The sequence below is a fragment of the Paenibacillus dendritiformis genome (assembly GCF_021654795.1).
In the GTDB taxonomy this organism is placed as follows: domain Bacteria; phylum Bacillota; class Bacilli; order Paenibacillales; family Paenibacillaceae; genus Paenibacillus_B.
Map to the genome: position 1 here is coordinate 3,956,308 of NZ_AP025344.1, position 20,935 is coordinate 3,977,242.

Consider the following 20,935-nt stretch of genomic DNA (forward strand, 5'->3'; position numbering starts at 1 on the left):
TCGAAGGCGTACATTCGCCATTGTCGGCGTCGTCCCCGTTCACGATGAGGACGAGCGCGTGAAGTAGCGGGTCAGTCCGCCGGCCCCAATCGCCAGACAGAGACCGAGCAGCATCTTCACAATGACTTGCACGAAATTCGCGCTTAATTCGCGCTGCATATGATCCGGGTACATGTGCGTATCGACATAGGTAATCGTCATCAACATATGTATGAAGTCCGGGATGCCGTTAATGAGCAGGATCAGGCCGGAGATGCCGAGGCCCGTCTGAAGCAGCGGCTTGGTCAGGGATGCCAGTTCCTGCGCCCTCGATCGCCGCGGAAGCTCTCCTTGGCCCGCCGCCTCTGCCGCCGCAGCTTCCTCCCGCGGCTGGGCGGCCGGGGCCAACAGTCCGGAGATGCGGTAAGCTGCCGTCCATAGTACGAAGGCGCTAAGCAGCATAATGATGGACGGGAGCAGGACCACCACCAACAGCACAATCTGATCCGGCCCGCTGGCGGCTGCATCCTTGATAGACATCAGATTCGGCAAGCTGACCTGCACCACGTTAGACACATGGACGATCGCGGTAATGAAAAAATACAGCGCCAGCAACCGCACCGCCACATAGGCCAGCGATCGGGTATTCAATCCAGTTCCCCCCACTCCGATTCAGAAATACAAAATCTATGAATGCGTATAGTGCAACCTCTATTATACAAGATTAGGGGGTTCGTGGGAATCAGCTATGCTTCGCCGGGATCCGGATGGATATCGAGGTCCCGATCCCGAGCCGGCTGTGGATGCTCACGCCGTATTCCGGTCCGTATTGCAGCTTGATGCGCTGATCGACGTTGCGTATGCCATAGCCCGCATTCACATGATCCCGGCCATGGAAAATATCGATCACGCGCTCCGGGGCCATTCCGACCCCGTCATCGATGACGCGGAATAAGAGATTTTCCCCTTCTTTGGACGCCACGACGCGAATGTGAATCCGATCACCGCACCAGGCATGCTCCAGGACGTTCTCAATAAATGGCTGCAAAATCAGCTTGACAGTGCTGTACGGCCAAATGACGGGGTCGATATCGAACATCACCTCAAGCCGTTCCCCGTATTTGATCTTCTGGATATCGACATACGCCTGTGCCTGCTCCAGCTCTTGCGGAACCCGGATCATCAGCTTGCCGTTGTTCAGAGCCAGGCGGTAAAATTTGGCCAGCCCCATCACCATTTGCTGCAGCTTGTCATTTTCGCCGAATTTGGCGAGGCGGCTGATCGAGGACAGGGTGTTATAGAGAAAATGCGGATTCATTTGCGACTGAAGCATTTCCAGCTCCGCTTCCTTCTTCTGCAGCTGGGTCAAGTACACTTCCTTGATTAGAGACTCGATATTCTCGCCCATATTGTTGAGCGCGGTCGCAATCTGCGAGAATTCGTCATTGCCCCGGTAGGAGATGCGCTTATGCAGATCTCCTTCGCGAAATGCATTCAGCACGGAGACAAACTTATGTATCCGAACCGAGAAGAACCGGGATATAAAGCCGCCTGCGAAAGAGAGGACAACCACGCAAATCAGACAAGCGAAAATGATAAAAATCCTGACCTTGAGCGCATCCTGCTGGATCAGCGCGACCGGCACGAGCGCGGCCAGCTTCCACGATTGCCGGCCGACCGTCTCCTGGATCGTCAAAAAATCCTTGTCCAACTGCTCCTGGCCTTCCGAGTAGGCGGCCGGAAGCTCGCCTGATTGATACATGATCCGCCCGGACTCATCCTGAATATAGAGGACGCTTCCGCTTCCAATTTTGGAGTAATCCAGACTGTCGAACAACTCCTGAATGGCCACGTTGATCCGGAGGAATCCGACTTCCTGCAGCTGATTCGGATTGTAGGTGTCAATCAGTCTCCGCAGCAGGGAAATCCGCTGAAGGTCGCGGTCATTTTCGATCTGGCTCCACTGCATCGTGAAGCCATACTTTTCAGGCGGGAAGTGCTTGTACCATTCCTTGTCCGTAATGCGGCTAAGATGATAAATATCATACGACCAGTTACTCTCCTCGATCCTATTCTTATATACTTCATAAATCGATTCATTGCGGAAGTAGACCGAGGTCCACAGCTTCATGCCGGTCGACTTGGTGGCGGCTTCTATTTTGGGCAGAACGTCCTTCGTCATGCGGTCATAGTTGTCCCACCCCTCCTCATAGCTTCGCAGATGCCGGTACAATTCATAATCGTCATAGAGAAGGGAGGAAATGCGGATGACATCCTGCATCTTATATTCGATATTATCGCGCATCTGCAGCAAGGTTCCCTGAACATTCATCCTGGTGTGCTTCCGGATCGATTCGTCGTACATGGAGTGGGACACATAGCCGATGACAGATACGGCACTCACGATGAACAGCATATAAGTAAGCATTAATTTATATCCAATCGGCAAGTACCTTCGCCTCGCCTGTTGTGCTTTCATATCCGCCATCCCCTGTCACGTTTCTCGCTTGCGGTACTCCATCGGCGTCATGCCGTAAGCTTCCTTGAATTGTCTGCTGAAATACGGCAGGTAACGGTAACCGACCTGATTCGCGATTTCATAGATCTTCATCGAAGGATCGTGCAGCAATTCGCGCGCCCGCTCCATCCGCAGTTGAATCAACACTTCGCTGAACGACTTGCCCGTCTCTTCCTTGAACATATAGCCGAGATAGTTGGGAGAAAAAGAAAATTGATGCGCCACATCCTTAAGGGTGATATTGTCATTCATTCGATCCTTCATCATTTGAATCATTTCCCGGATCAGCTTATTGTTCTTGGAGCTTGATTTGCTTCGCAAGTGCTCGGATATTTCGAACGTTTTGCGCACGAGCCAGGAACGAATATCGCTAATCGTATCGAACTTCAGCAAGATATCCAGATTATGAAGCTCCATCCCAAGCATATCGAACAAGTTCTCGCCTCTTGCCTTCAGTTGCTGATCCAGCTTCCATATAATAAACATGGCCAGATTATGCACCGTGAATTTGGATCTCAGCATGCTTACGGATTCGAACAATCGCTCGATCTCGTCATAGATACGGACAAGATCGTATTTGGTCAGCGCATGAAATAAGGCTTCCACGCGCGTATCGAGCGTCCGGGCATCGACCATTCCCGGTTCCCGGCTCACTTCTTCATACATGATTAGCTTGCCTTTGCCCAAAAACATTTTGCCGTCCACGGCTTCCATGGCCTGCTTGCACGATACGTGAAGCTGTACGAGCGCATGCACCGGCTCGCCGACCCCCACTGTCATCGTAAACGGGAAGTTGGCTTGAACCGCCGCGTACAAGTCATGAATCAGCGCCTCCATCCGCTGGCCGTCAATCAACAGCGCGATCCGGTGCGAGGACAGCTTGCAGACATGGCGCATGCCGTGCTTGTGCCCGATCTCGCTTACTTCAAAGAGGAAGTTCTTCGACATCATCTGCTGGGACAGGCTGACGGCCTCCTGCGCCCAATTCATGTCATCCAGCTCCATAACGGCGGCACGCACGGGCCATTCCAACTGATCCAGCCCGTTGGACTGAATCACCTTCCTCATTTCCTGCAAATAATCTTGATCGCATTCCCCTTCCAGCAACCTGGCCAACAGGTCGTTCTTGGCCATCGGAATCATGCGCTGGTACGCCTCTTCCACGTCACGGCGCTTCCGCTCGTTCTCCAGATCCTGCTTCACCTTCTGCAGCGCCGCGATCAGCTCGTTATCATCCATCGGCTTCAGCACATAACTATAAGCCTTCAGTGACAATGCCTGCTTCACATAGCTGAAGTCCTGGTAACCGCTTACAAAAATGACACGAATGTCCGCCTTTTTTTCGATTGCTCTCCGGGCCAATTCCAATCCCGACATATTGGGCATATTGATGTCGCTAACCATAATGTCTATTGGAAGCTGTTCGATAATCTCGCATGCGTCAAAGGCGTTGTTCACCGCCGCTGCCACTTTCATGCCTAAAGCTTCCCATGGAATAAATTGCTTCATCCCTTCGAGATCAAGCATCTCGTCATCCACCAATAACACGTTGTACATGAAAGATCTCCCTTCAGGACATGCGGTCAATCGTTACCTGCAGCCTAACTATTTCCATCCCAAGTATAGCAATGAACCATCCCGTTTGAACAGTATGCGGCTGCCAGTTCCGCCCCTGCGGCAGCGAACAAAAACGAAGGCCCGCCGGTACAGCGAGCCTTCGTTGCGATATCCTTATTTGCCCAACGCTTTTTTGTTTTCCGTCCACACGTTGGTTACATGCTCAAGGAATTTATCATAGCCCAGCTTCATCGAGTCTTCGTGAGCCTTATCCAGAATTTGCAGTGCTTCCTCGTCGGACTTGGCATACATCGATTTCGCTCTCGCGGTCAGCCAAATATCTCGGATGCTCTGTCTAATGATGCCGACTTCGCTGTCAGGAGCAGGCTCCCAGCCGAGGAACTCCGTGAAATCGCCCTGCGTGCCCCATGTAATTTCCATTTGCCAACGGTTGCTGAAGTCGACTTGATCGGCCGGAACGTTGGACAACATTTGCTTCTTCGTGTTATCGAGGAACATCGTGTTGCCCACCCATACCAGGTCGCCGGCTTTACCGTTAATTTCCGCAAGCGTATCCGGGTCATTCAAATATTTTTCCTTGTTGAATTTCGGCGTCACGCCGTCCGCCTCGAAGCCGTCCCAATATCCGTCCGTTCCCGGAGGGCCCCAGTTCAGCACCATGCTGCCTTCCGGCCCGGTCATCCAGTCGAGAAGCGCGAAGACGGCTTCCGGATTTTTGGCATTCTTCGTAATGAGAGCCACGTTCCAGCCTAATTGATTATAGGTTCCCGGGTAGATTTTGGCGCGATCGAGACCCTCCTTGGCGATCGGCTGAATGAACATGTATCCGTCTTCCGGATCCTTCTTCTTCAGTTCGGCGTCCGCGGTCGCCAGCATCTTCATCGGGTCAAAGGTGGCAATAACGGCAAATTTGCCATTCATCGCTTTCTCTCTTACTTGGTCCTCGGTCTGCGTATTCGCATCCTGCGTCATCAGCTTCTCGCGCATCAGCTTCGCCGTGAAGACGACGGATTCGCGGAATCCCGGATCTTTATAGATGGATACGATTTTGTCGCCGTCAGGGACGCCGAAGAAACGCGTGAAGGACAGGTTGTTTTCCTTGAAGGAAGAGAAAATCTGGTCAATGCCATGTCCGTCTTTGGCCAATCCCGTCTCGAACGGAATGACATCCGGGAATTTTTCTTTGACCGCTTTCAGATAAGCGTACAAGTCGTCGGTCGTCTCCAGCTTCGGAGAGCCGAGCGCTTTATAGATCTTTTTATTGATTGCATATCCAGCGTTGCCGTTCGGTTGCTGCGTATAATAGTTCGGAAGCTGATAGATTTTGCCGTCCGGGGACCGGAGCAGCGCCAGATGCTGTTCGGACAGAGACTTTTTGAAGTTTGGATATTTCTCGATGTATTCGTCCAGCGGCACAAGCATGCCTGCTTCGCGGAGCCGCTCGACATCCGGGCCTCTGTCTGTCCAAATAATATCCGGCAGCTCATCGCCGGCGATCATCGTCTGCAGCTTCTGCGCGTTGTTCCCGCCCGAGCTGACGGCCGTGACCGTTACCTTGAGGTTGTCCTGAATCCATTTGGAAGCGGGATCCTTGCCCCATTTCGGCATCTGGTACCAGCCATAGTTGCCATAGAACGAGACATTCAGCTCTTCCTTGCCCAACTCGTAGAGATCGCTTTTCGGTGATTCACCGGAAGGTTCTTGCCCGGCTCCGCCCCCTTCCTGCTTAGCCGGTTCTTTGGCTGGGGGCGCGCTTGTGTTCCCGCCGCCGGCGCACCCGACCACCAAGGTGAACACCATAAAGACAGAGAGCACGCTAAGAAGGAGGTTTCTCTTGTTCTTCACTGGATATTTTCCCCTTTCAATTTGTATTCTATGTTTAAAGCAAAGATGCTCTAAACGCCAGCGAATTTTCCCGTATTGCTCCAGGTCACTACTCTTTCAGCGATCCAATCAATACGCCCTTGACGAAATATTTCTGCAGGAACGGGTAGACGCATACGATAGGAACCGTCGCAACCATAATCGTCGCCATCGTCAAGGCCTTGGACGTAATTTTTTTGGCGGCATTCATATGCGCAATCGCGCTCATATCGACATTGGCCATCTGTTCCGAGGCGATATTCGAGAACAGAATTTGACGCAGCACCGTCTGGATAGGCAGCAGATCTTCATTCGTGATATAGATACTGGCCACGAACCATTCGTTCCAGTGCGCCACGGCCGTGAACAGCGACAGCGTGGCCACGACGGGGCCGGATAAAGGCAGCACAATTCGGAAGAACGTTCCCCAGTTGCCGCAGCCATCGATTTTGGCCGATTCCTCCAAGCCTGCCGGGAGCCCCTGGAAGAACGTGCGGAAGATAATCATGTTCCATACGCTGATCAGGGCTGGAATAATGAAAACCCAGAACGAGTTGAACAAGCCAAGGCTGCGGATAAGCATATAGGTCGGAATGAGCCCGCCGCCAAAATACATCGTAATAATACACATAATCATGTAATATTTGCGGCCCATCAGCTCTCGCTTGGACATGCCATAGGCAAATATGGACGTTGCTAATATCGCGGATAAGGTGCCGATAACCGTCCGCAGAGCGGCAATGACGAAGCCGTTCATTAACCGCGAGTCCTCGAATACGATGCGGTAGTTCTCCAGCGTGAATTCCCGCGGCCAGAACGTAATCCCGCCCTTCGCGGTATCCAACCCTTCATTGAAGGAAATGACGAGCGAGTTCCAAAACGGATAAAAGGTGGAAAACGCCAGCACAGTTAGAAATACATAGATAAAGGCGACAAATATGCGGTCTCCTATACTGTCTCGTATCATCGTTCAGTCCTCCTGTATTGGGAATGATTCATCACCACAAGCTATTGCCCGTTTTTCTGGCGATGAAGTTCGCTAATGTAAGCAACGTGACGCTAACCACGGCCTTGAACAGACCGATTGCCGTCGCATAGGAGTACCTGTAGTTGTCGATACCGACCCGGACCACGTATACATCCAGTGAATCCGACACCTCGCGCAAGGCCGGATTGGAGGCCAGAATCAAAATATCTTCGAAGCCGGCATTCGTCAGATTGCCGATCGCCAATATCATAAAAATGATGACGACAGGCATAATGCACGGAAGCGTAATCAACCACATCTGCTTGAACCGGCTGGCGCCATCGATGGATGCCGCCTCGTATAAATGAGGATCGATCCCGGCAATCGCCGCCAAATAAACAATAGACTGGAATCCTATTTCTTTCCACACATTGGTCGTGATGAGAATCGTCCAGAAATATTCCGACAATGACAGGAAATTGACAGGTTCATCGATAAGTTTCAATTTCTCGAGCAGCATATTGACACTGCCGTTGTCGACAGAGAGCAGCGATGTCACCATCGACCCGATGACGACCCAAGACAAGAAGTGCGGCAAATACGTTACGGTCTGTACCACCCGTTTGAAGAACATTTTGCGCACTTCATTCAGCATGAGCGCCAGAAGAATCGGCGCCGGGAACCCAAAAATGAACTTCAAAAAGCTGATGACAATCGTGTTGCGCATGACGGGATAAAATTCCGGAGCATTGAAAAAAGCGACAAAGTGCTTAAAGCCGACCCAATTGTTGTTCAATAAGTTCGAACCCATCTTGTAGTCCTGAAAAGCGATCAGAACGCCATACATGGGAATATAGGAAAAAATAAAGATGAACACGAGCGCAGGCAGTACCATCAGTTGAATATCTATTTGCATGAAAAACCGTTTAAACGCGCTTTTACGATGCTTATCGAGATTCAAGCGTGATTCCGTGTCCGGCCCGGCAGATGCTTTCGCCATATGTGAATCCCTCCTCCTTGCCTAATGCCGCCAAATGTAAAGCGGTTTAATTTATAGCGGCAGAGCGGATGCTCCGCCTCGCATCAGCTCTCTATATCTGGCTTGATGCCGTGTCCTCCTCCATGTTCTCCCTCCATATTGTCTTTTCCTTCATTCTATATTCGAAACGCTTTCACGAATATATGACAAAACAACGATTATTTATACTTTAAGATGTTCTTCTATTCACCCCTTTTTCCCTTTAAGCGGTATATCTTTGTGCTTGCGAGGTGAACATTTGCGCGTACTCGCCTTCCCTGCGGATTAACTCCTCATGGCTTCCTTCCTCAATAATTCTGCCGTCCCGCAGCACAATGATCCGATCGGCATGGCGGCAGCTGCTCAGACGATGAGAGATCATGATAGTCGTCTTCCCCTCGTACAATCTCGTGAAGTTATCATACACCTCGGCTTCTGCTTTCGGATCAAGAGACGCCGTCGGCTCATCCAAAATGACAATCTGCGCATCCTTCAAAAAAGCTCGGCTCAAAGCAATTTTTTGCCACTGCCCTCCCGAGAGTTCGTAACCATGGTCGAACAGAGATCCGAGCTCCGTGTCCATGTCTTGCGGCAGCCGCCGGAGCAATTCGCCCGCCCCCGCTTTGTCCGCCGCTTCCCGGATCGCGCCGTCATCCTTGATTTTGCTTACCTGCCCCATGGCAATATTTTCTCGCGCCGTAAGCTGGTAGCTCATGAAGTCTTGAAATACGGCAGATATATTGGATCTCATACTGTTCTGGTCCATGTCCCGCAGATCGATGCCGTCGAATCGAATGGTTCCTCTGTCCGGACTATACAGGCCCAGCAGACATTTTACAAGCGTGCTTTTCCCCGCCCCGTTTTCGCCGACGATGGCGATCTTCTCTCCGGGCCGGATGCGCAAACTTACGCCCTTCAACACCGGCGGCGACTGGTCGGTATACGCAAAGGCAAGATCCGAGACCTCAATTCCATCGCGCAAAGGCTCCGGGAACTTGATATGGTTCTCCCCCGGCTCCTCCGTCTCTAATTCCAGATAGGTCAACACTTCATTGACGAATAAGGACTCTTCATAGATTCCAGCGATATTTCTGCCCAATCCGGAGATGATGCCCTCGATTTGCACCAGTGCCTGAGTTAACGAAACATAATGCCCTACTGTGAGGGAGCCTTGATAGCCAAGCCATACCAGCAATCCAAATGTACCTATGTTCAAAAGCGAGTGCGAAGCATCCACGATCAGGGATCTCCAGCCTGCTGTCTTTTCCAATTGATAGCGTTCATCGGTCGTCTTCCAGAATAATCGCTGCCATTTCGCAATTAAGTAAGGCGCATTTTGGTACACTCTCACTTCTTTGGCCGCATTTCTGCTGTGCAGAAGCTGAAGCAAATAATGTGTTTTCCGCTGCGCCGGCGTATGCAGTATCATCTGCATGTACTTCCGCTGGCCGAAGAAGGCGCTCACCCACAGATTCGGCACGATCATAATCGAGACCGCAAGCGCCAAAACCCAATGAAAGGAAATCAATATATACACCATTCCGATAAGGGAAATGCAGTTGCGCACCATATTCATGAACAAGACGAAAATATTGAACCCTTTGATATCCATGCCGAGAGCCGCTCGCTCCAGCTGATCAAAATAATCGGGACGATCAAAATACCGCAGCGGCAATTTTGCTGATTTTTGCAGCAGCAGCATTTCGAAATGATATTTGAGATGTTGTTGCGATCGATATCCGACGAGCTGTTCGACAAATTGCACGAGCTTATCGAGCAGCAACAGAACGCCTTGCATGCCCAGCAACATAAAAACAAAGGAAAGCGAACGGGTCTGCTGCCCAAATACTTCCGTAATTTCATCGATAGTCTCTTTGACCAAATAAAGTTGCGCGACCGGTATTAATGAAGAAACCAGCTTACATGCTATTAACAGCAAGGTCATCCCGGGAATGACCTTGATTAATAACGGCATAAAGCGGAACAGCACATTTTTCACGATAAGCCCTTTTTGTTTAAAGCTGATCTTCGCCTGGTTAGCAGATGGGTTATCCATTGATTTTCACCCTATTACTCTAAAATAAGGCCTGCGGCCGACCATGTGGTTGAGGCAGAGAAGAGTCGTGCTCTCTTCTCTGCCCGCACGCGGCTTTAACAAGTGCAATAGTAAGTCGTCGTGGAAGATCCAGCGCACACATAGACGCTTTCATACACGAACTTCTCTTGCGGATAGTGAGCGCATTTCGAGGAAGTGCAACCGCCGGTCGTGAAGCAGCCTGAGCTCATGCGTAATGCCTCCTTTCGCGTTTTCTATTTATAGTCAAAGGCAATGCCCTTGCTACCTCAATTCATATTTCGTGATTCCTATTTTTTCGCTGTTCACACCGCAACCTTTAACTGTCCCTGCTTGACCAAGAGGTTCAGCTGCTCCTCGAAATTAATAATGCTCTTCGTCTGAACCACCGCTGAAGCCGATAAATAATAGATGAATGGATAGTAGCCGGTCTGAAGTCTGGCCATATCTTCAAGCAGAATGGGCACGACTGGCATCGTCATCTCCCACTGATGGACGACATGTTGAATCTCGTCCGGACTGCCTTGCATCAGCATAATAATCTGAATATCTTGCCTGGCCTGTTGGAAGCGCTTCAGGATGGGATAGACGAGCTTGCACTGATCGCAGCCCACGGAGGTGAACGCGATAAGAAAGCCGGTTTTCTTCATTTGCGCGATATCGATAAACCCATGATTGATCGTGTCAAACTGGAGTTGAGGAAAGGTGGCGCCTGCAGGCACTCCATGATGCTCATGAACCAAGGTTGGACCTTGCTGCGGATTCGCCTGCTGAACCTGTTTCCGCCTGCCGATTTGAACGATATAATAGGTCTGCAGAGCGACGACAACCCAGAGCAACAAATAAGATACCTCAAACATGTTCATCATTTCCCTTTCACCTCGGCAAAAAAGTGACGGTTTTTCCACAACGCGTACAGATTGATTATCGCTATTGTCATTCCGGCGGTGCTGATCCAGTCGATAGGTTGATTCGCAGTCAATGAAGTCGGGGATTGCAGGCTGACGCATAGAGTAGAGGCGATAAATAACGGAGTAATCTTCATGATGGTGGCCCAGCCCAATTCCTCTTCGGTGGACTTGCCAAAGCAGTTGCAGACAACCTTCATTTTCTTCTTTATTGCTTTGCCGGCCGCGGCGCAGAATGCGCAGAACAGGAGCAGCGAACCGATCTCGCCAATAAAGTGCGTGGTGTCGAAGAGCAGCAGAAGCGCGATGGCCAGTTCCGCGGCAATGACTCCCCATGCAAAAAAAGGGGGATAATTCAGTTGAAGAATCGTGCGGGCAAAATCGCGGTAGCCGGCTATTTTGGCTATCGAAGAGTAGACAAGAACGGTGCAAAGAATAGCGGTCAAGAACGATTCAAGATTCATAGCCTCTCCCTTTCAGCAATATTCTTTTCTTCTTTATAGCAATCTTTGATAATTCAATTTTCATATAAAAATTATAATCGGAATGCAACTAGGTGAATATAGGAGTAAACAACGATGTTTGATACTTTTCCACGCTCGTTGAATACAAAAAAGGATGCCCCGTCATCATCCGATAACCGCAGGGACATCCCGTGAATAAAGTTTATTGTCCTATCTCATGCAAAGGCGGAGGCCGATTTCGTTCTGCCGCGAGCGGACAAGGCCTGTTCACTCACATTGCCGAAGGCATCGATCGCGTGAACTTCGATGGAATAGCCATGTTCCGGCTCCAGTTCCGTCAATGTCAGTTGAAGCTTCTCCGGCATCGGGTGAAGATAGAATTCCGAATAAGCGAAGCACTGCGCAAGCTGTGTTCCGGTCTCTTCATCCGACAGCGTAATCCGGTAGGAATGAACCAGTTCATTATCTTGTGCCTGGTCGAACACGATCGCGATCGAATCCGAGGCCGCAAGCTCCTCTTTGATATGAATTTCCGCATCCGCCGGGAAACAGGGCGCTTCCCGATCGCGCTCATCCGTATACGCGAAAGCCTCCGGAATTACTGGCACCGGCACCACCCAAGCGTCTCCGATCTCCCGTTGATGCGCAAAGTCAAGCCGCGAAATCGCAACCTTGTCCTCGTGCACTTCAACCAGACAACCTTGGCTGAACTTCTCATGTCCCGGCGGCAGATTGCCTTGAAGCTTGCCGCGCTCTACTTCCATATAGCTAATTGAAGCGGTGCCCACGGACGTGAAGCGCTTCTGATGGATGCTGCGCGGATCGTTCAACGGGTAATGAGAATGCCCGGAGAACGTAATGACCTGAGGATATGGATCCAGCGCGGCCATCAGCTCGCCGATATTTTCCAGGATGCCCCATTCCTGGCTGCCGTACACCGTGTCCTTCAGATGCTGATGAAGGAAGACGAAGATCGGCCGTTCAGGCGCATCGGCGGCCGCTTCCTCCAGCTGCCGCTTGAGCCATTCGATCTGTTCGAGGGAGAAGTAGCCATGGGTCGGCTTATCCTCTGTCGCCAGCACGATAAAATGATAGCCCTGGATAACGCGGTGATAGTACATCGCCTCCATGCCTGTCATATCCAGAAAGCGCGCTTGCGCTTCCTTCGCCGGCAGATCGTTCCAATAATCATGATTTCCGATCGCAATAAGCAATTCCGCTCCGTCCTGCTTATGCTTGCGAAGCGTATCCATATGGCGCTCATATTCCTCAATGGTGCCATTGTTCGTCAGGTCGCCCACGATGACGAAGGCGTCCTGCTGCGGCGCGCGCGCATTCAAGTACCGCAGCGCTTGCTCGTACCTATGGATAGACTCGTCGCCCGTCGGCGCGATATGCACATCGCTTATGACCGGGAAGACGAGACGAGGGGTAGATTGAACAGCTGCCATCAGACGTTCAGCTCCTTTTTGTTCAACGCTGGTTCAGCTTCAGTCTACTCCTTTCTTGTCCCGTTGAATATGGATTTTTGCTGCCTAACGCATAGAAATTCGGAACTCCCTGTGCCGTGCGGCTGCAAAAAAGGTAGCTGCCCCATAGGCAGCGCGCAACGGTGAGGGGCAAGAAGGACGGCAGAGAATATAAAGACGGGAAAAGCGGCGGAATATGGACAAGGCAGTGAAACGAGGCACTGGGATGAGGCACTGCGACGAGCTAGTTAAATAAAATCCTGCGTGAATACAGTAATTTACGCTTTTTAAACCGATATTTTAGAAATTGCTGCAAAAACCAGGCTGTTGAGAAACCACTGTTTTTTACGAAGGGGTGGAGATGGTCCATTTTCCTCATCCAGACATTGGCTCTCAGCGCGTCTTAAATCGAGTTTTTTACCGGGAGAAGAGATCCATCGCAGGTGAAAAGTCCCATAAACTGCTCATTGCCCTGATTGGATGCTGGGGGGTATCATCGCCTTCAGGAAGCATTATCGGCCTGCTGGAAGCATCGTTGCCTCCTGGGGCTTGGACGTGCGGAGGAAATTGCTGCTATTTTACAGGAATTTCGGCTTCATGAGTCCACCTCCCGGGGAAATGCTGCAAATCTACATCATTTTAGGCCTTTTTGCTTCAAGCCGATGCGAAACCGGGGAAATTCCTGTCATTTTGCAGGATTCCCTTTCTGGAAAAGTCGTCCCTATCGAATTGCTGTATTTATGCAGGATTTCGCTTACCGAATCGGCGTGTCCCAGGAAATGGCGCCGTTTTCAGGCCGGTGGAATTATCCATTTTCCTACTCATAACTTCTTTCTCAACAGCCTGAAAAACGCCTTATTTTCGCCGTTTTTTGCTTTGCCTCCATTGTAAAGGTGAAAATTGATGCCGTTGTGCAGGATTTTCGGCAACGAACGAAACGCCGTTAGGGAATATTGTAATTTTGCAGTTTCTCGGCAAGTCGAGCTTGGAGAATGAGAGGGGCTGTCTCACTCTAGCTAAAAATAACTTCGGAGACAGCCCCTTGCGGATCGGGTTAGATGACTTTTTTGAGCTTGCGCACATAGTTCGCGCGGATAAAGATGAAGTAGATCACTTGAATCGCCAGGAACGAACCAAGGACAATCGCGGATTCCTTCACCAGACTCATGCCGAACGTGTTCTGCAGCGAGTTCAGCGCGACAGCGCCGTGTACGATAGCGACGACAATCGGAACGAAGAACAACAGCCCAATCTGGGTGGACACAATCTTCGACAGTTCCCCTTCCGTCAGTCCCAGCTTGCTGATGGCCCGGTACTGCACCGTATCCTGATCCAGATCGGAATACAAGCGCAAGTACAGGAAGCTGCCGGCGGCGACGAAAAATACCGCCCCGATGAACAGTCCGGATAAATAAATCTGGCCGAAGCCCTGGTTCACATCGTTCAGCATCAGCGCTCTGGAACTGAATAAATAATTGCCGGCCGGGTCGCCCAATTGCTTCTTCAGCTGCTTCGCCACGGCCAGCGTCGATTGCCAGTCCTCAATCAGATACGTATAAATCATGTCATCTCTCTCGGATGCCGGCAAGCTCTGGAACGCCGCGTCGGACAAGACGATGACTTTGCGCCCGCCCGCATTTTGGGTGATCGCTTCCGGCATCGCTTCATTGGCCGTCACCGCGAACGTCTGGTCCGCACCGAATGCAACCGACGTTTCCTCGCTTTTCTCCTGCTCGATGTTCATCGGATTGACCTGATAGAACAGATGCGCTTCCTCGTCGCGCAGGGCGAGATTTGTCTTCATCAGCTGATTATAGTCGGACACGCGAATCACCTGATAGGACTTCTCCGTTTTCGTATCCTCGGCGAACTTCGCCGGGAAGACGACAGCCTCGTAGCTGATTCCCGCCTTGTTCAACGACTGCTCGATCAGCTCGGCATGCTTCGCCTCCAGCTTGTTGCCCGAATGCGATTCGTATCTCATGACCGGAGATCCGGATGTCGCCATATTGGTGAACACGGCCTTCAGGCCGACGAGCGTGCCGATCGCCGTGAAGGCGACCGTCGAGATAATGGCGACGAGGAAGAACATGCGGGCATTGTCCTTCATTCGGTAAGCCAGATCCGACAATGTAATCAGATTGGTGCCGCGGCGGTACAATTTTTTGGTCTTCAATCGGTTAATCATGTACACGCTAAGCTGCGTGAACAGGAAGTACGTCCCGATACTGACGACCGTGGCGACAGGCAGCAGCGCGAAAATGACGAGTACGCCTTTGACCCACATGGCAACGCCGTAGCCTAACGCCAGCAGGAAGACCGCGAGGAACGCAAGCCAGCGGGACGCCTTCGGCTCCGGCTTCGGCTTCATCGTTCCCTTCAGCAGGTCGATAAGCGAGCTGCTGCGCAGAATCGTCGCGGTGAACAGCGAGATGATCAGGAACAGCAGCACGAATGCCCCGCCCGACAGCGCGATCGCCTTCACCGGGAAGTAGAACGGGAGCGGCTGTTCCAGGTTCAGAACCGAGGAGCTCATCAGGAGCAGCCATTTCGACAAGGCGAGACCCGCTCCGATGCCGGATAGGGTTGCGCCCAGGCCGATTACAATATTTTCCGTAAAGACGAGCCGTCTCAGCTGCATATCGGACATGCCGTGCATGATGCAGATGCCGAATTCTTTTTTGCGGGATTTCAAGAACGAACTCATCGAATATAAAATGAAGAAAAACGTAAACAGATAGATGATATATTGGGCGACATCCATTCCCGCTTGCGCGCCCGCGCCGTAATTGCCGTTGCCGCTGAAATCGAGCGCCGGATGAAGCGCCAGCATCGAATAGACGAAAAAGATCATGACGGAGAACGCGCAGCTGAAGAAATAGCCCGCGTACAGCCGTTTGTTGCGAAATACGTTTTTAAGCGCGAACTGGCGAATATTCATCCCGCGTGCCTCCTATTGATGACAAGATATCCATGATGCCCTGGAAAAAGATCTGGCGGCTTCCCGTCTTGTGCAGTTCCTGATACAGCGTGCCGTCCTTGATGAAGATGACCCGGTCGCAGTAGCTTGCCGCCTGCGCGTCATGCGTAACCATCATCATCGTCACGCCCTCTTCCTTGTTCAATCTTTCCAGCGTCTGCAGCACGTCCTGGGCGGATTTGGAATCGAGGTTCCCTGTCGGCTCGTCGGCCAGAATCAGCTTCGGCTGGTGGATGACCGCCCGCGCGATCGCCGTGCGCTGGCATTGGCCGCCGGAGATCTCGTACGTCCGCTTGTTGAGGATGCTCGTAATCCCGAGCTTCTCCGCAATCGCGTTCACCCGTGCATCCTGCTCCTTGATGCCGATGCCGTCCAGGGCAAGCGGGAAAATAATGTTCTCCTTGACCGTCAGCGTCTGCAGCAGGTTGAAATCCTGGAACACGAAGCCGAGCTCGCGCCGGCGGAACAGCGCCAGCTTCCGCTTGCTCAGCTTGTTCATCTGCTCATTGCCGACATAGACTTCGCCGGAGGTCGGCTTGTCTATCGTGGAGACGACGTTCATCAGCGTCGTCTTGCCGCTCCCGGACGGCCCCATCACGCCGACGAATTCCCCCGTGTTCACCTTCAGATTCAAATTGGTCAGCGCCTGATAGGACTGCTTGCCTTCATATACTTTGGATACGTTCCTAACTTCCAGCATGGGTAACTTGCACGCTCCTTCGCAATCGTTTTGTTGCTTTTACTGTAAGCCGAAACGGGGAATCGAGCCATTCTTCTTCCTTACGCCAAGCTTTCGTTATTGTAACAATTCCCTGTCACCCTATTTCTTCAACAAAAAAGAGCATGTCTCTCGCATGGACATGCTCCTTCTGGCAAGGATATTTGCGCCTCGTCGAGGAAGAGCCGCTCTTTATCTGTCCTTCCGCTTCGATCGGGTGAGCGACAAGCCGCCGAATCCGCCGAGCAGGGCAAGGTAGAAGCCGAGATCATACCACCACCCGGTATTGTTCCCTTCATAGATGCGATATTCGCCGTTGATCGCACCGAGGATCAGCGAGATTGGAGCAATCCAGCCGTGCCAGATGCCCCAGAAGAAGCCTGCCGGCTTCGCGGGCGTATAGGTCCCGTCTCCCGGCACGCACCCGCTCAGCATGCCCGTCAGGAGCAAGAGCAGGACAACCGTTCCCACGGCTCTTCCTGCGCTTCTTCTCCCCGCTGCCCGGCGCAGCCGGCTCGTCTGCCGCCCTGCCTGTTCTGATGCTTTCATCATTCATTCCTCCCGTCGCATCATCATGCTTATGTTCCTCTCTTTATTCTTATGTTCCCCTTTCGGGCCGCAGCCGAATCAACGGCATGGGAGTGCCTTCTGCCCTCGAGTCAGACGGCCGGGAACCGGGGGGCCGCACATCGCCAATCCAAAAACCGTTCCAGTCATTGCTTTTGCTCCTAGCGTGTGGTATGCTAGGTTCCCATTTTCCAGCAATATGATCATTCTTAGGAGGTAACTGAAAGTGACTGACACGTTTCAAAGTGCCTATCAAGAAGAGCAGCACCATCTTGATGCGACACTCCGGGAGATCCGGAAGCAGTATGAAGCACTGCGGCAAGTTCCCGTCTATAAGGGAGATGACTTTACCGAGCAAGTATTGGAAGACAATCGCGAGCAGCGCCGGCAGAAGCTGCAGCGGGCTGCCCGCGAGCCTTATTTCGGGCGCCTCGACGTCCGCGAAGGAAGCCGCGAACAGGTGATTCCGCTCTACATCGGGAAGCAGGGAGTCGACGCCGGCGAGAGGCGGGAGCAGGAAGCCTCCACGCCGGGCGCGGATTCCTATCCGCTCGTCATCGATTGGCGCGCTCCCGTCGCCAGCCTGTTCTACTCCTTCACGGGCGGATTGGAGCCCGCATCCTATGAGGCGCCGGAGGGGACGATGACGGCGGAGGTTCACTTGAAGCGGAATCTTGTCATCCGCAACGAACAGCTCCTGCGGGTAGTCGATACGTTCGACCGCGAGCAGGGAGAGGAGAGCGTGACCGACGAATTCCTCGTCTACCGCTTGGGCGAGAACAAGGATAACAAGCTGCGCGACATTGTCTCGACCATTCAATCCGAGCAGGATGCGATTATCCGCGCGCCGAAGAACAAGGCGCTATTCATCCAAGGGGTCGCGGGCAGCGGCAAGACGACCGTCGCCCTGCATCGGCTCGCCTACTTGCTCTATCAGTATCAGGATCAGATTCATGCCGAGCGCATGATTATTTTTGCGCCGAACCGCATGTTCCTCGACTATATCGGGGAAGTGCTGCCCGAACTGGGCGTCGGCAATATCCAGCAGCGCACCTTCGCCGATTGGGCGCTGGAGCTGATCGGGCTGGAGGAACGCGTGCAGCTCGCCTCGCCGATGGACGAGATCGAACAATGGTACGGCTCCCTCGCGGAGCGGCCGCTCGACAGCAGCGGCAGCCCGGGACGCTTCAAGGGCTCGCTGGAATGGATGCGGCGGCTGGACGAGTTCGTCCGGCATTGGGTGGAGCGGGCGATACCGGAAGAAGACTTCATCCCATGGGAAGGCGGCTTGCTTCCGCACGCGACGATCGCGCACTGGTTCCGGCAGGAGTACCGCTCCTATGAACCGGCCAAGCGGCTGGAGCGCGTGGCGGCCCGCATGCAGCGCTGGCTGGAGATGGAGCTGAAGCAGGAGCCGATCAGATCCCGCCAGCAGGAGAAGAAGCGCAAAGGCTCCGCCAAATTGAAAGCGTATCTGAAGCGCTGGTCCAAAGCGGAGGTCATGGAAGTGTACAAGCAGCTCCTCCAGGACGATGCGTATGCCGGCCACCTCCCGTCCGCCGTAAGGAAGCAGACGCTGGCGAGCTTGAAGCGCGGCATCGTAAGGCAGGAGGATGTGGCTACGCTCGTCTGTCTCCACCTGCTGCTTCATGGCGTGAGTTCCGGCCAGCGGTTCGATCACGTCGTCATCGACGAAGCGCAGGACTTCTCTCCGCTTCAGGTCGCCCTGCTCGACCGGCTCGCGAAGAGCCACTCGTTCACGATCTTGGGCGACCTGTCCCAGGGCATTCACGCCTATGCCGGCATCGAAGACTGGCAGGAGATGCGCAGCGCCTTCGCCGGCGAAGATACGGCCTATCACGCCTTGACGCGAAGCTACCGTTCCACGATGGAGATTATCCACTTCGCCAACGCCATCCTGAAGCGCGGCGTGAAGACGACCATGCTCGCCGAGCCGGTATTCCGCAGCGGGAACAAGGTCCGCATACGGCATATGGCCCCCGGGCAGACCGCTTCCTGGGCGGCCGGCGAACTGGAGCGCCACCGGGAGCAGGGCTACCAGACGACGGCGATTCTGACCCGCACGACGGAGGAAGCGCGCGAATGGCACGAGCGGCTGCGGACGCTGGGTGCCGAAGCGCATCTCATCGACGGCCGGCAGCAGCAATATTCGGGCGGCATCTCGGTCCTTCCGGTCTATCTGTCGAAAGGGCTTGAGTTCGATGCCGTCATTCTGCTCCATGCCAATGACACCCATTACGGCATGAGCCCGTTGGAAGCGCGGCTGATGTATGTCGGCTGCACGCGCGCGCTCCATCAGCTGACCCTGTGCGTGGATGGCGTCATCAGCCCGCTGCTTCCGCAGTCGGATGATGAATGGACCATGCATGAGCATTCGTAATCAAGCGCAGAGGCCGCACCGCAAGGAGACGGTTGCGCGCTCGCGGGCCGGCCTTAGACAGCCAAGAGCTATCCAACGCTCTTGGCTGTTCTGCATTAGCCGGGCATGCTATCGGCGGCTACCGGAACAGCCTCACCTGCTTGAACTGCAGCACGCAGGTCGTCCCTTCATCCGGCCGGCTGTAGTAGGATACTTTGCCGTTCATCGCCTTCATCAATCCGATGACGACCATCAGCCCCAAGCCGGTCCCCTTCTCCTTCGTCGTATAGAACGGCATGCCGATGCGCTTGATCTGACTCTCGCTCATGCCGACCCCGGTATCCTTGATGTGAATGTGGACGCCTTCGTTGTCGGACCATGTCGTCACGGTCAGCTCGCCGCCGCTTGGCATCGATTCGACGGCATTCTTCATAATGTTCAGCAGACATTGCTGCAGCTTTTTCGATTCTCCCGACACATAGCGCGGGCATTTGGTCAGATGCTGGGTGTTCACCTTCACCTCGGACAAGGCGCACAGCGGCGCGATCATGGCGACGACATCATCCACCTCCTTCTGAACGTGAAGCGGCCGCGCCAGCTCGACGACAGGCTTGGCGTAGTTCAAATAATCGGTGATGATCGCATTTGCCTGCTCGATTCCCGCTACGGCGTGGCGGTGATAGTTCTCGAATTGCTCGGGGGTGAGATTCTCCTTCGTCATCAGTTGGAGAAAGCCTTGGGATGTGGTAAGAGGGTTGCGAATCTCATGGGAGATGGATGCGGCGAGCTGGCCCACGACCTGATACTTCTCGGCGCGGAACAGCTCTTCCCGCATTTTTTCCTGATTTTTGACATGATGATAAATATAGCTGACGTACATGGCCGACAAATACGTGCCGACCACCGCCACTCCCGCATCGACGCCGGTCAGGTGCCGCCACTGCGTGAAGCATAGCAAATACCCGAGCAAATAGGTCGTCGTCAAGGTGACGGCCAGCAGGCAAATCTGCCAATAGGTGCTTTGAAGCACATGACGGTAGTGAAAATAAAGGCCCATCACGAGCAGCAGCGTCGAGCCGACGGCGGTCGCCAGCACATTCTCTCCCAGCAGCAGCACGGTGCACAGATTGAAGGCAAGCCAAGTGACGATCCCCGGCAAAAACCCTTCGAACAGCGCCGCCAGCGTCAGCGAGATCGGCGTAAGGTGAACGCCGTACACGAACGGATGAATCTTCTCATAGCGAATATAGAAATACGTAAGCACCAGTAAAATGCCGATGAACAGCATCTTTCTCCGATAATTGGCAAACATGAACTGCGGGGTGATCAGCAAAAACATCAGACAGGCGGACATAATATACAGCAGTCCCCTGAATTCCTGGGATAGTATCGAATCGATCAAAGTTAACCGTTCCTTTCCGAACGTAGTAGCCATTCGCCGTACACGCGAAA

At 53.0% G+C, this 20,935-nt stretch carries 16 protein-coding genes; 2 read left to right on the forward strand and 14 right to left on the reverse strand.

All coding sequences use genetic code 11. The annotated features are described in order from the left end of the window. Nucleotides 1-39: 39 nt before the first annotated feature. The 10 genes from L6439_RS17550 to L6439_RS17595 form a co-directional block, all read right to left on the reverse strand. On the reverse strand, nucleotides 40-630 hold the full coding sequence (locus L6439_RS17550) for a hypothetical protein (RefSeq protein WP_168181557.1): 591 nt from the start codon (nucleotides 628-630) through the stop codon (nucleotides 40-42). 91 nt (nucleotides 631-721) lie between these two features. Beyond that, nucleotides 722-2,458: a sensor histidine kinase gene (locus tag L6439_RS17555; protein ID WP_213468127.1), complete on the reverse strand. Its 1,737-nt coding sequence runs from the start codon at nucleotides 2,456-2,458 to the stop codon at nucleotides 722-724. A 15-nt stretch (nucleotides 2,459-2,473) separates the two neighbouring features. Beyond that, nucleotides 2,474-4,054 carry a response regulator gene (locus L6439_RS17560; RefSeq protein WP_213468126.1) on the reverse strand — a complete coding sequence of 527 codons (1,581 nt, stop codon included), beginning with the start codon at nucleotides 4,052-4,054 and terminating at the stop codon, nucleotides 2,474-2,476. Between the two features lie 174 nt (nucleotides 4,055-4,228). Then, nucleotides 4,229-5,920 carry an extracellular solute-binding protein gene (locus L6439_RS17565; protein ID WP_172879150.1) on the reverse strand — a complete coding sequence of 564 codons (1,692 nt, stop codon included), beginning with the start codon at nucleotides 5,918-5,920 and terminating at the stop codon, nucleotides 4,229-4,231. 88 nt (nucleotides 5,921-6,008) lie between these two features. Next, a complete protein-coding gene (locus L6439_RS17570) occupies nucleotides 6,009-6,905 on the reverse strand; it encodes a carbohydrate ABC transporter permease (RefSeq protein ID WP_168181560.1) in 897 nt (298 codons plus the stop codon). Between the two features lie 31 nt (nucleotides 6,906-6,936). Next, on the reverse strand, nucleotides 6,937-7,905 hold the full coding sequence (locus L6439_RS17575; RefSeq protein ID WP_168181561.1) for an ABC transporter permease: 969 nt from the start codon (nucleotides 7,903-7,905) through the stop codon (nucleotides 6,937-6,939). A gap of 241 nt (nucleotides 7,906-8,146) precedes the next feature. Then, nucleotides 8,147-9,979, reverse strand: a complete 1,833-nt coding sequence (locus L6439_RS17580) for an ABC transporter ATP-binding protein (RefSeq protein ID WP_213468125.1) — start codon at nucleotides 9,977-9,979, stop codon at nucleotides 8,147-8,149. A gap of 323 nt (nucleotides 9,980-10,302) precedes the next feature. Further along, nucleotides 10,303-10,866: a hypothetical protein gene (locus L6439_RS17585; RefSeq protein WP_168181563.1), complete on the reverse strand. Its 564-nt coding sequence runs from the start codon at nucleotides 10,864-10,866 to the stop codon at nucleotides 10,303-10,305. Next, the gene (locus L6439_RS17590) at nucleotides 10,863-11,369 is read right to left on the reverse strand and encodes a MauE/DoxX family redox-associated membrane protein (RefSeq protein WP_168181564.1); all 507 of its coding nucleotides are present in this window, start codon (nucleotides 11,367-11,369) and stop codon (nucleotides 10,863-10,865) included. The genes L6439_RS17585 and L6439_RS17590 overlap by 4 nt, the downstream gene beginning before the upstream one ends. 215 nt (nucleotides 11,370-11,584) lie before the next feature. Beyond that, nucleotides 11,585-12,820, reverse strand: coding sequence for a metallophosphoesterase family protein (locus L6439_RS17595; RefSeq protein WP_213468124.1), 1,236 nt, complete (start codon nucleotides 12,818-12,820; stop codon nucleotides 11,585-11,587). Nucleotides 12,821-13,435: 615 nt separating this feature from the next. On the opposite strand from L6439_RS17595, the gene L6439_RS17600 reads away from it, so the two are divergent. After that, nucleotides 13,436-13,729 (forward strand): hypothetical protein, encoded by a 294-nt coding sequence (locus L6439_RS17600; RefSeq protein ID WP_213468123.1) that lies wholly within the window; start codon nucleotides 13,436-13,438, stop codon nucleotides 13,727-13,729. 163 nt (nucleotides 13,730-13,892) lie between these two features. Here the strand turns inward: L6439_RS17600 and L6439_RS17605 are convergent, their stop codons facing one another. From L6439_RS17605 to L6439_RS17615, 3 genes are all read right to left on the reverse strand, one after another. Then, nucleotides 13,893-15,779 (reverse strand): ABC transporter permease, encoded by a 1,887-nt coding sequence (locus L6439_RS17605; protein ID WP_213468122.1) that lies wholly within the window; start codon nucleotides 15,777-15,779, stop codon nucleotides 13,893-13,895. Then, nucleotides 15,754-16,518, reverse strand: coding sequence for an ABC transporter ATP-binding protein (locus L6439_RS17610; protein WP_168178751.1), 765 nt, complete (start codon nucleotides 16,516-16,518; stop codon nucleotides 15,754-15,756). The genes L6439_RS17605 and L6439_RS17610 overlap by 26 nt, the downstream gene beginning before the upstream one ends. Nucleotides 16,519-16,728: 210 nt before the next feature. Further along, nucleotides 16,729-17,088: a hypothetical protein gene (locus tag L6439_RS17615; RefSeq protein ID WP_237096521.1), complete on the reverse strand. Its 360-nt coding sequence runs from the start codon at nucleotides 17,086-17,088 to the stop codon at nucleotides 16,729-16,731. 241 nt (nucleotides 17,089-17,329) lie between these two features. On the opposite strand from L6439_RS17615, the gene L6439_RS17620 reads away from it, so the two are divergent. Next, a complete protein-coding gene (locus L6439_RS17620; protein ID WP_213468121.1) occupies nucleotides 17,330-19,504 on the forward strand; it encodes a HelD family protein in 2,175 nt (724 codons plus the stop codon). Nucleotides 19,505-19,622: 118 nt separating this feature from the next. On the opposite strand, the gene L6439_RS17625 is transcribed toward L6439_RS17620, so the two are convergent. Further along, nucleotides 19,623-20,918, reverse strand: coding sequence for a sensor histidine kinase (locus L6439_RS17625; protein ID WP_237096522.1), 1,296 nt, complete (start codon nucleotides 20,916-20,918; stop codon nucleotides 19,623-19,625). Nucleotides 20,919-20,935 lie beyond the last annotated feature (17 nt).

Coding starts and splice junctions, on each gene's coding strand:
- L6439_RS17555 (WP_213468127.1), bottom strand. CDS start 2,458: ATGAAAGCACAACAGGCGAGGCGAAGGTACTTGCCGATTGGATATAAA.
- L6439_RS17560 (WP_213468126.1), bottom strand. CDS start 4,054: ATGTACAACGTGTTATTGGTGGATGACGAGATGCTTGATCTCGAAGGG.
- L6439_RS17570 (WP_168181560.1), bottom strand. CDS start 6,905: ATGATACGAGACAGTATAGGAGACCGCATATTTGTCGCCTTTATCTAT.
- L6439_RS17575 (WP_168181561.1), bottom strand. CDS start 7,905: ATGGCGAAAGCATCTGCCGGGCCGGACACGGAATCACGCTTGAATCTC.
- L6439_RS17580 (WP_213468125.1), bottom strand. CDS start 9,979: ATGGATAACCCATCTGCTAACCAGGCGAAGATCAGCTTTAAACAAAAA.
- L6439_RS17585 (WP_168181563.1), bottom strand. CDS start 10,866: ATGATGAACATGTTTGAGGTATCTTATTTGTTGCTCTGGGTTGTCGTC.
- L6439_RS17590 (WP_168181564.1), bottom strand. CDS start 11,369: ATGAATCTTGAATCGTTCTTGACCGCTATTCTTTGCACCGTTCTTGTC.
- L6439_RS17595 (WP_213468124.1), bottom strand. CDS start 12,820: ATGGCAGCTGTTCAATCTACCCCTCGTCTCGTCTTCCCGGTCATAAGC.
- L6439_RS17600 (WP_213468123.1), top strand. CDS start 13,436: ATGAGTCCACCTCCCGGGGAAATGCTGCAAATCTACATCATTTTAGGC.
- L6439_RS17605 (WP_213468122.1), bottom strand. CDS start 15,779: ATGAATATTCGCCAGTTCGCGCTTAAAAACGTATTTCGCAACAAACGG.
- L6439_RS17610 (WP_168178751.1), bottom strand. CDS start 16,518: ATGCTGGAAGTTAGGAACGTATCCAAAGTATATGAAGGCAAGCAGTCC.
- L6439_RS17615 (WP_237096521.1), bottom strand. CDS start 17,088: ATGATGAAAGCATCAGAACAGGCAGGGCGGCAGACGAGCCGGCTGCGC.
- L6439_RS17625 (WP_237096522.1), bottom strand. CDS start 20,918: ATGGCTACTACGTTCGGAAAGGAACGGTTAACTTTGATCGATTCGATA.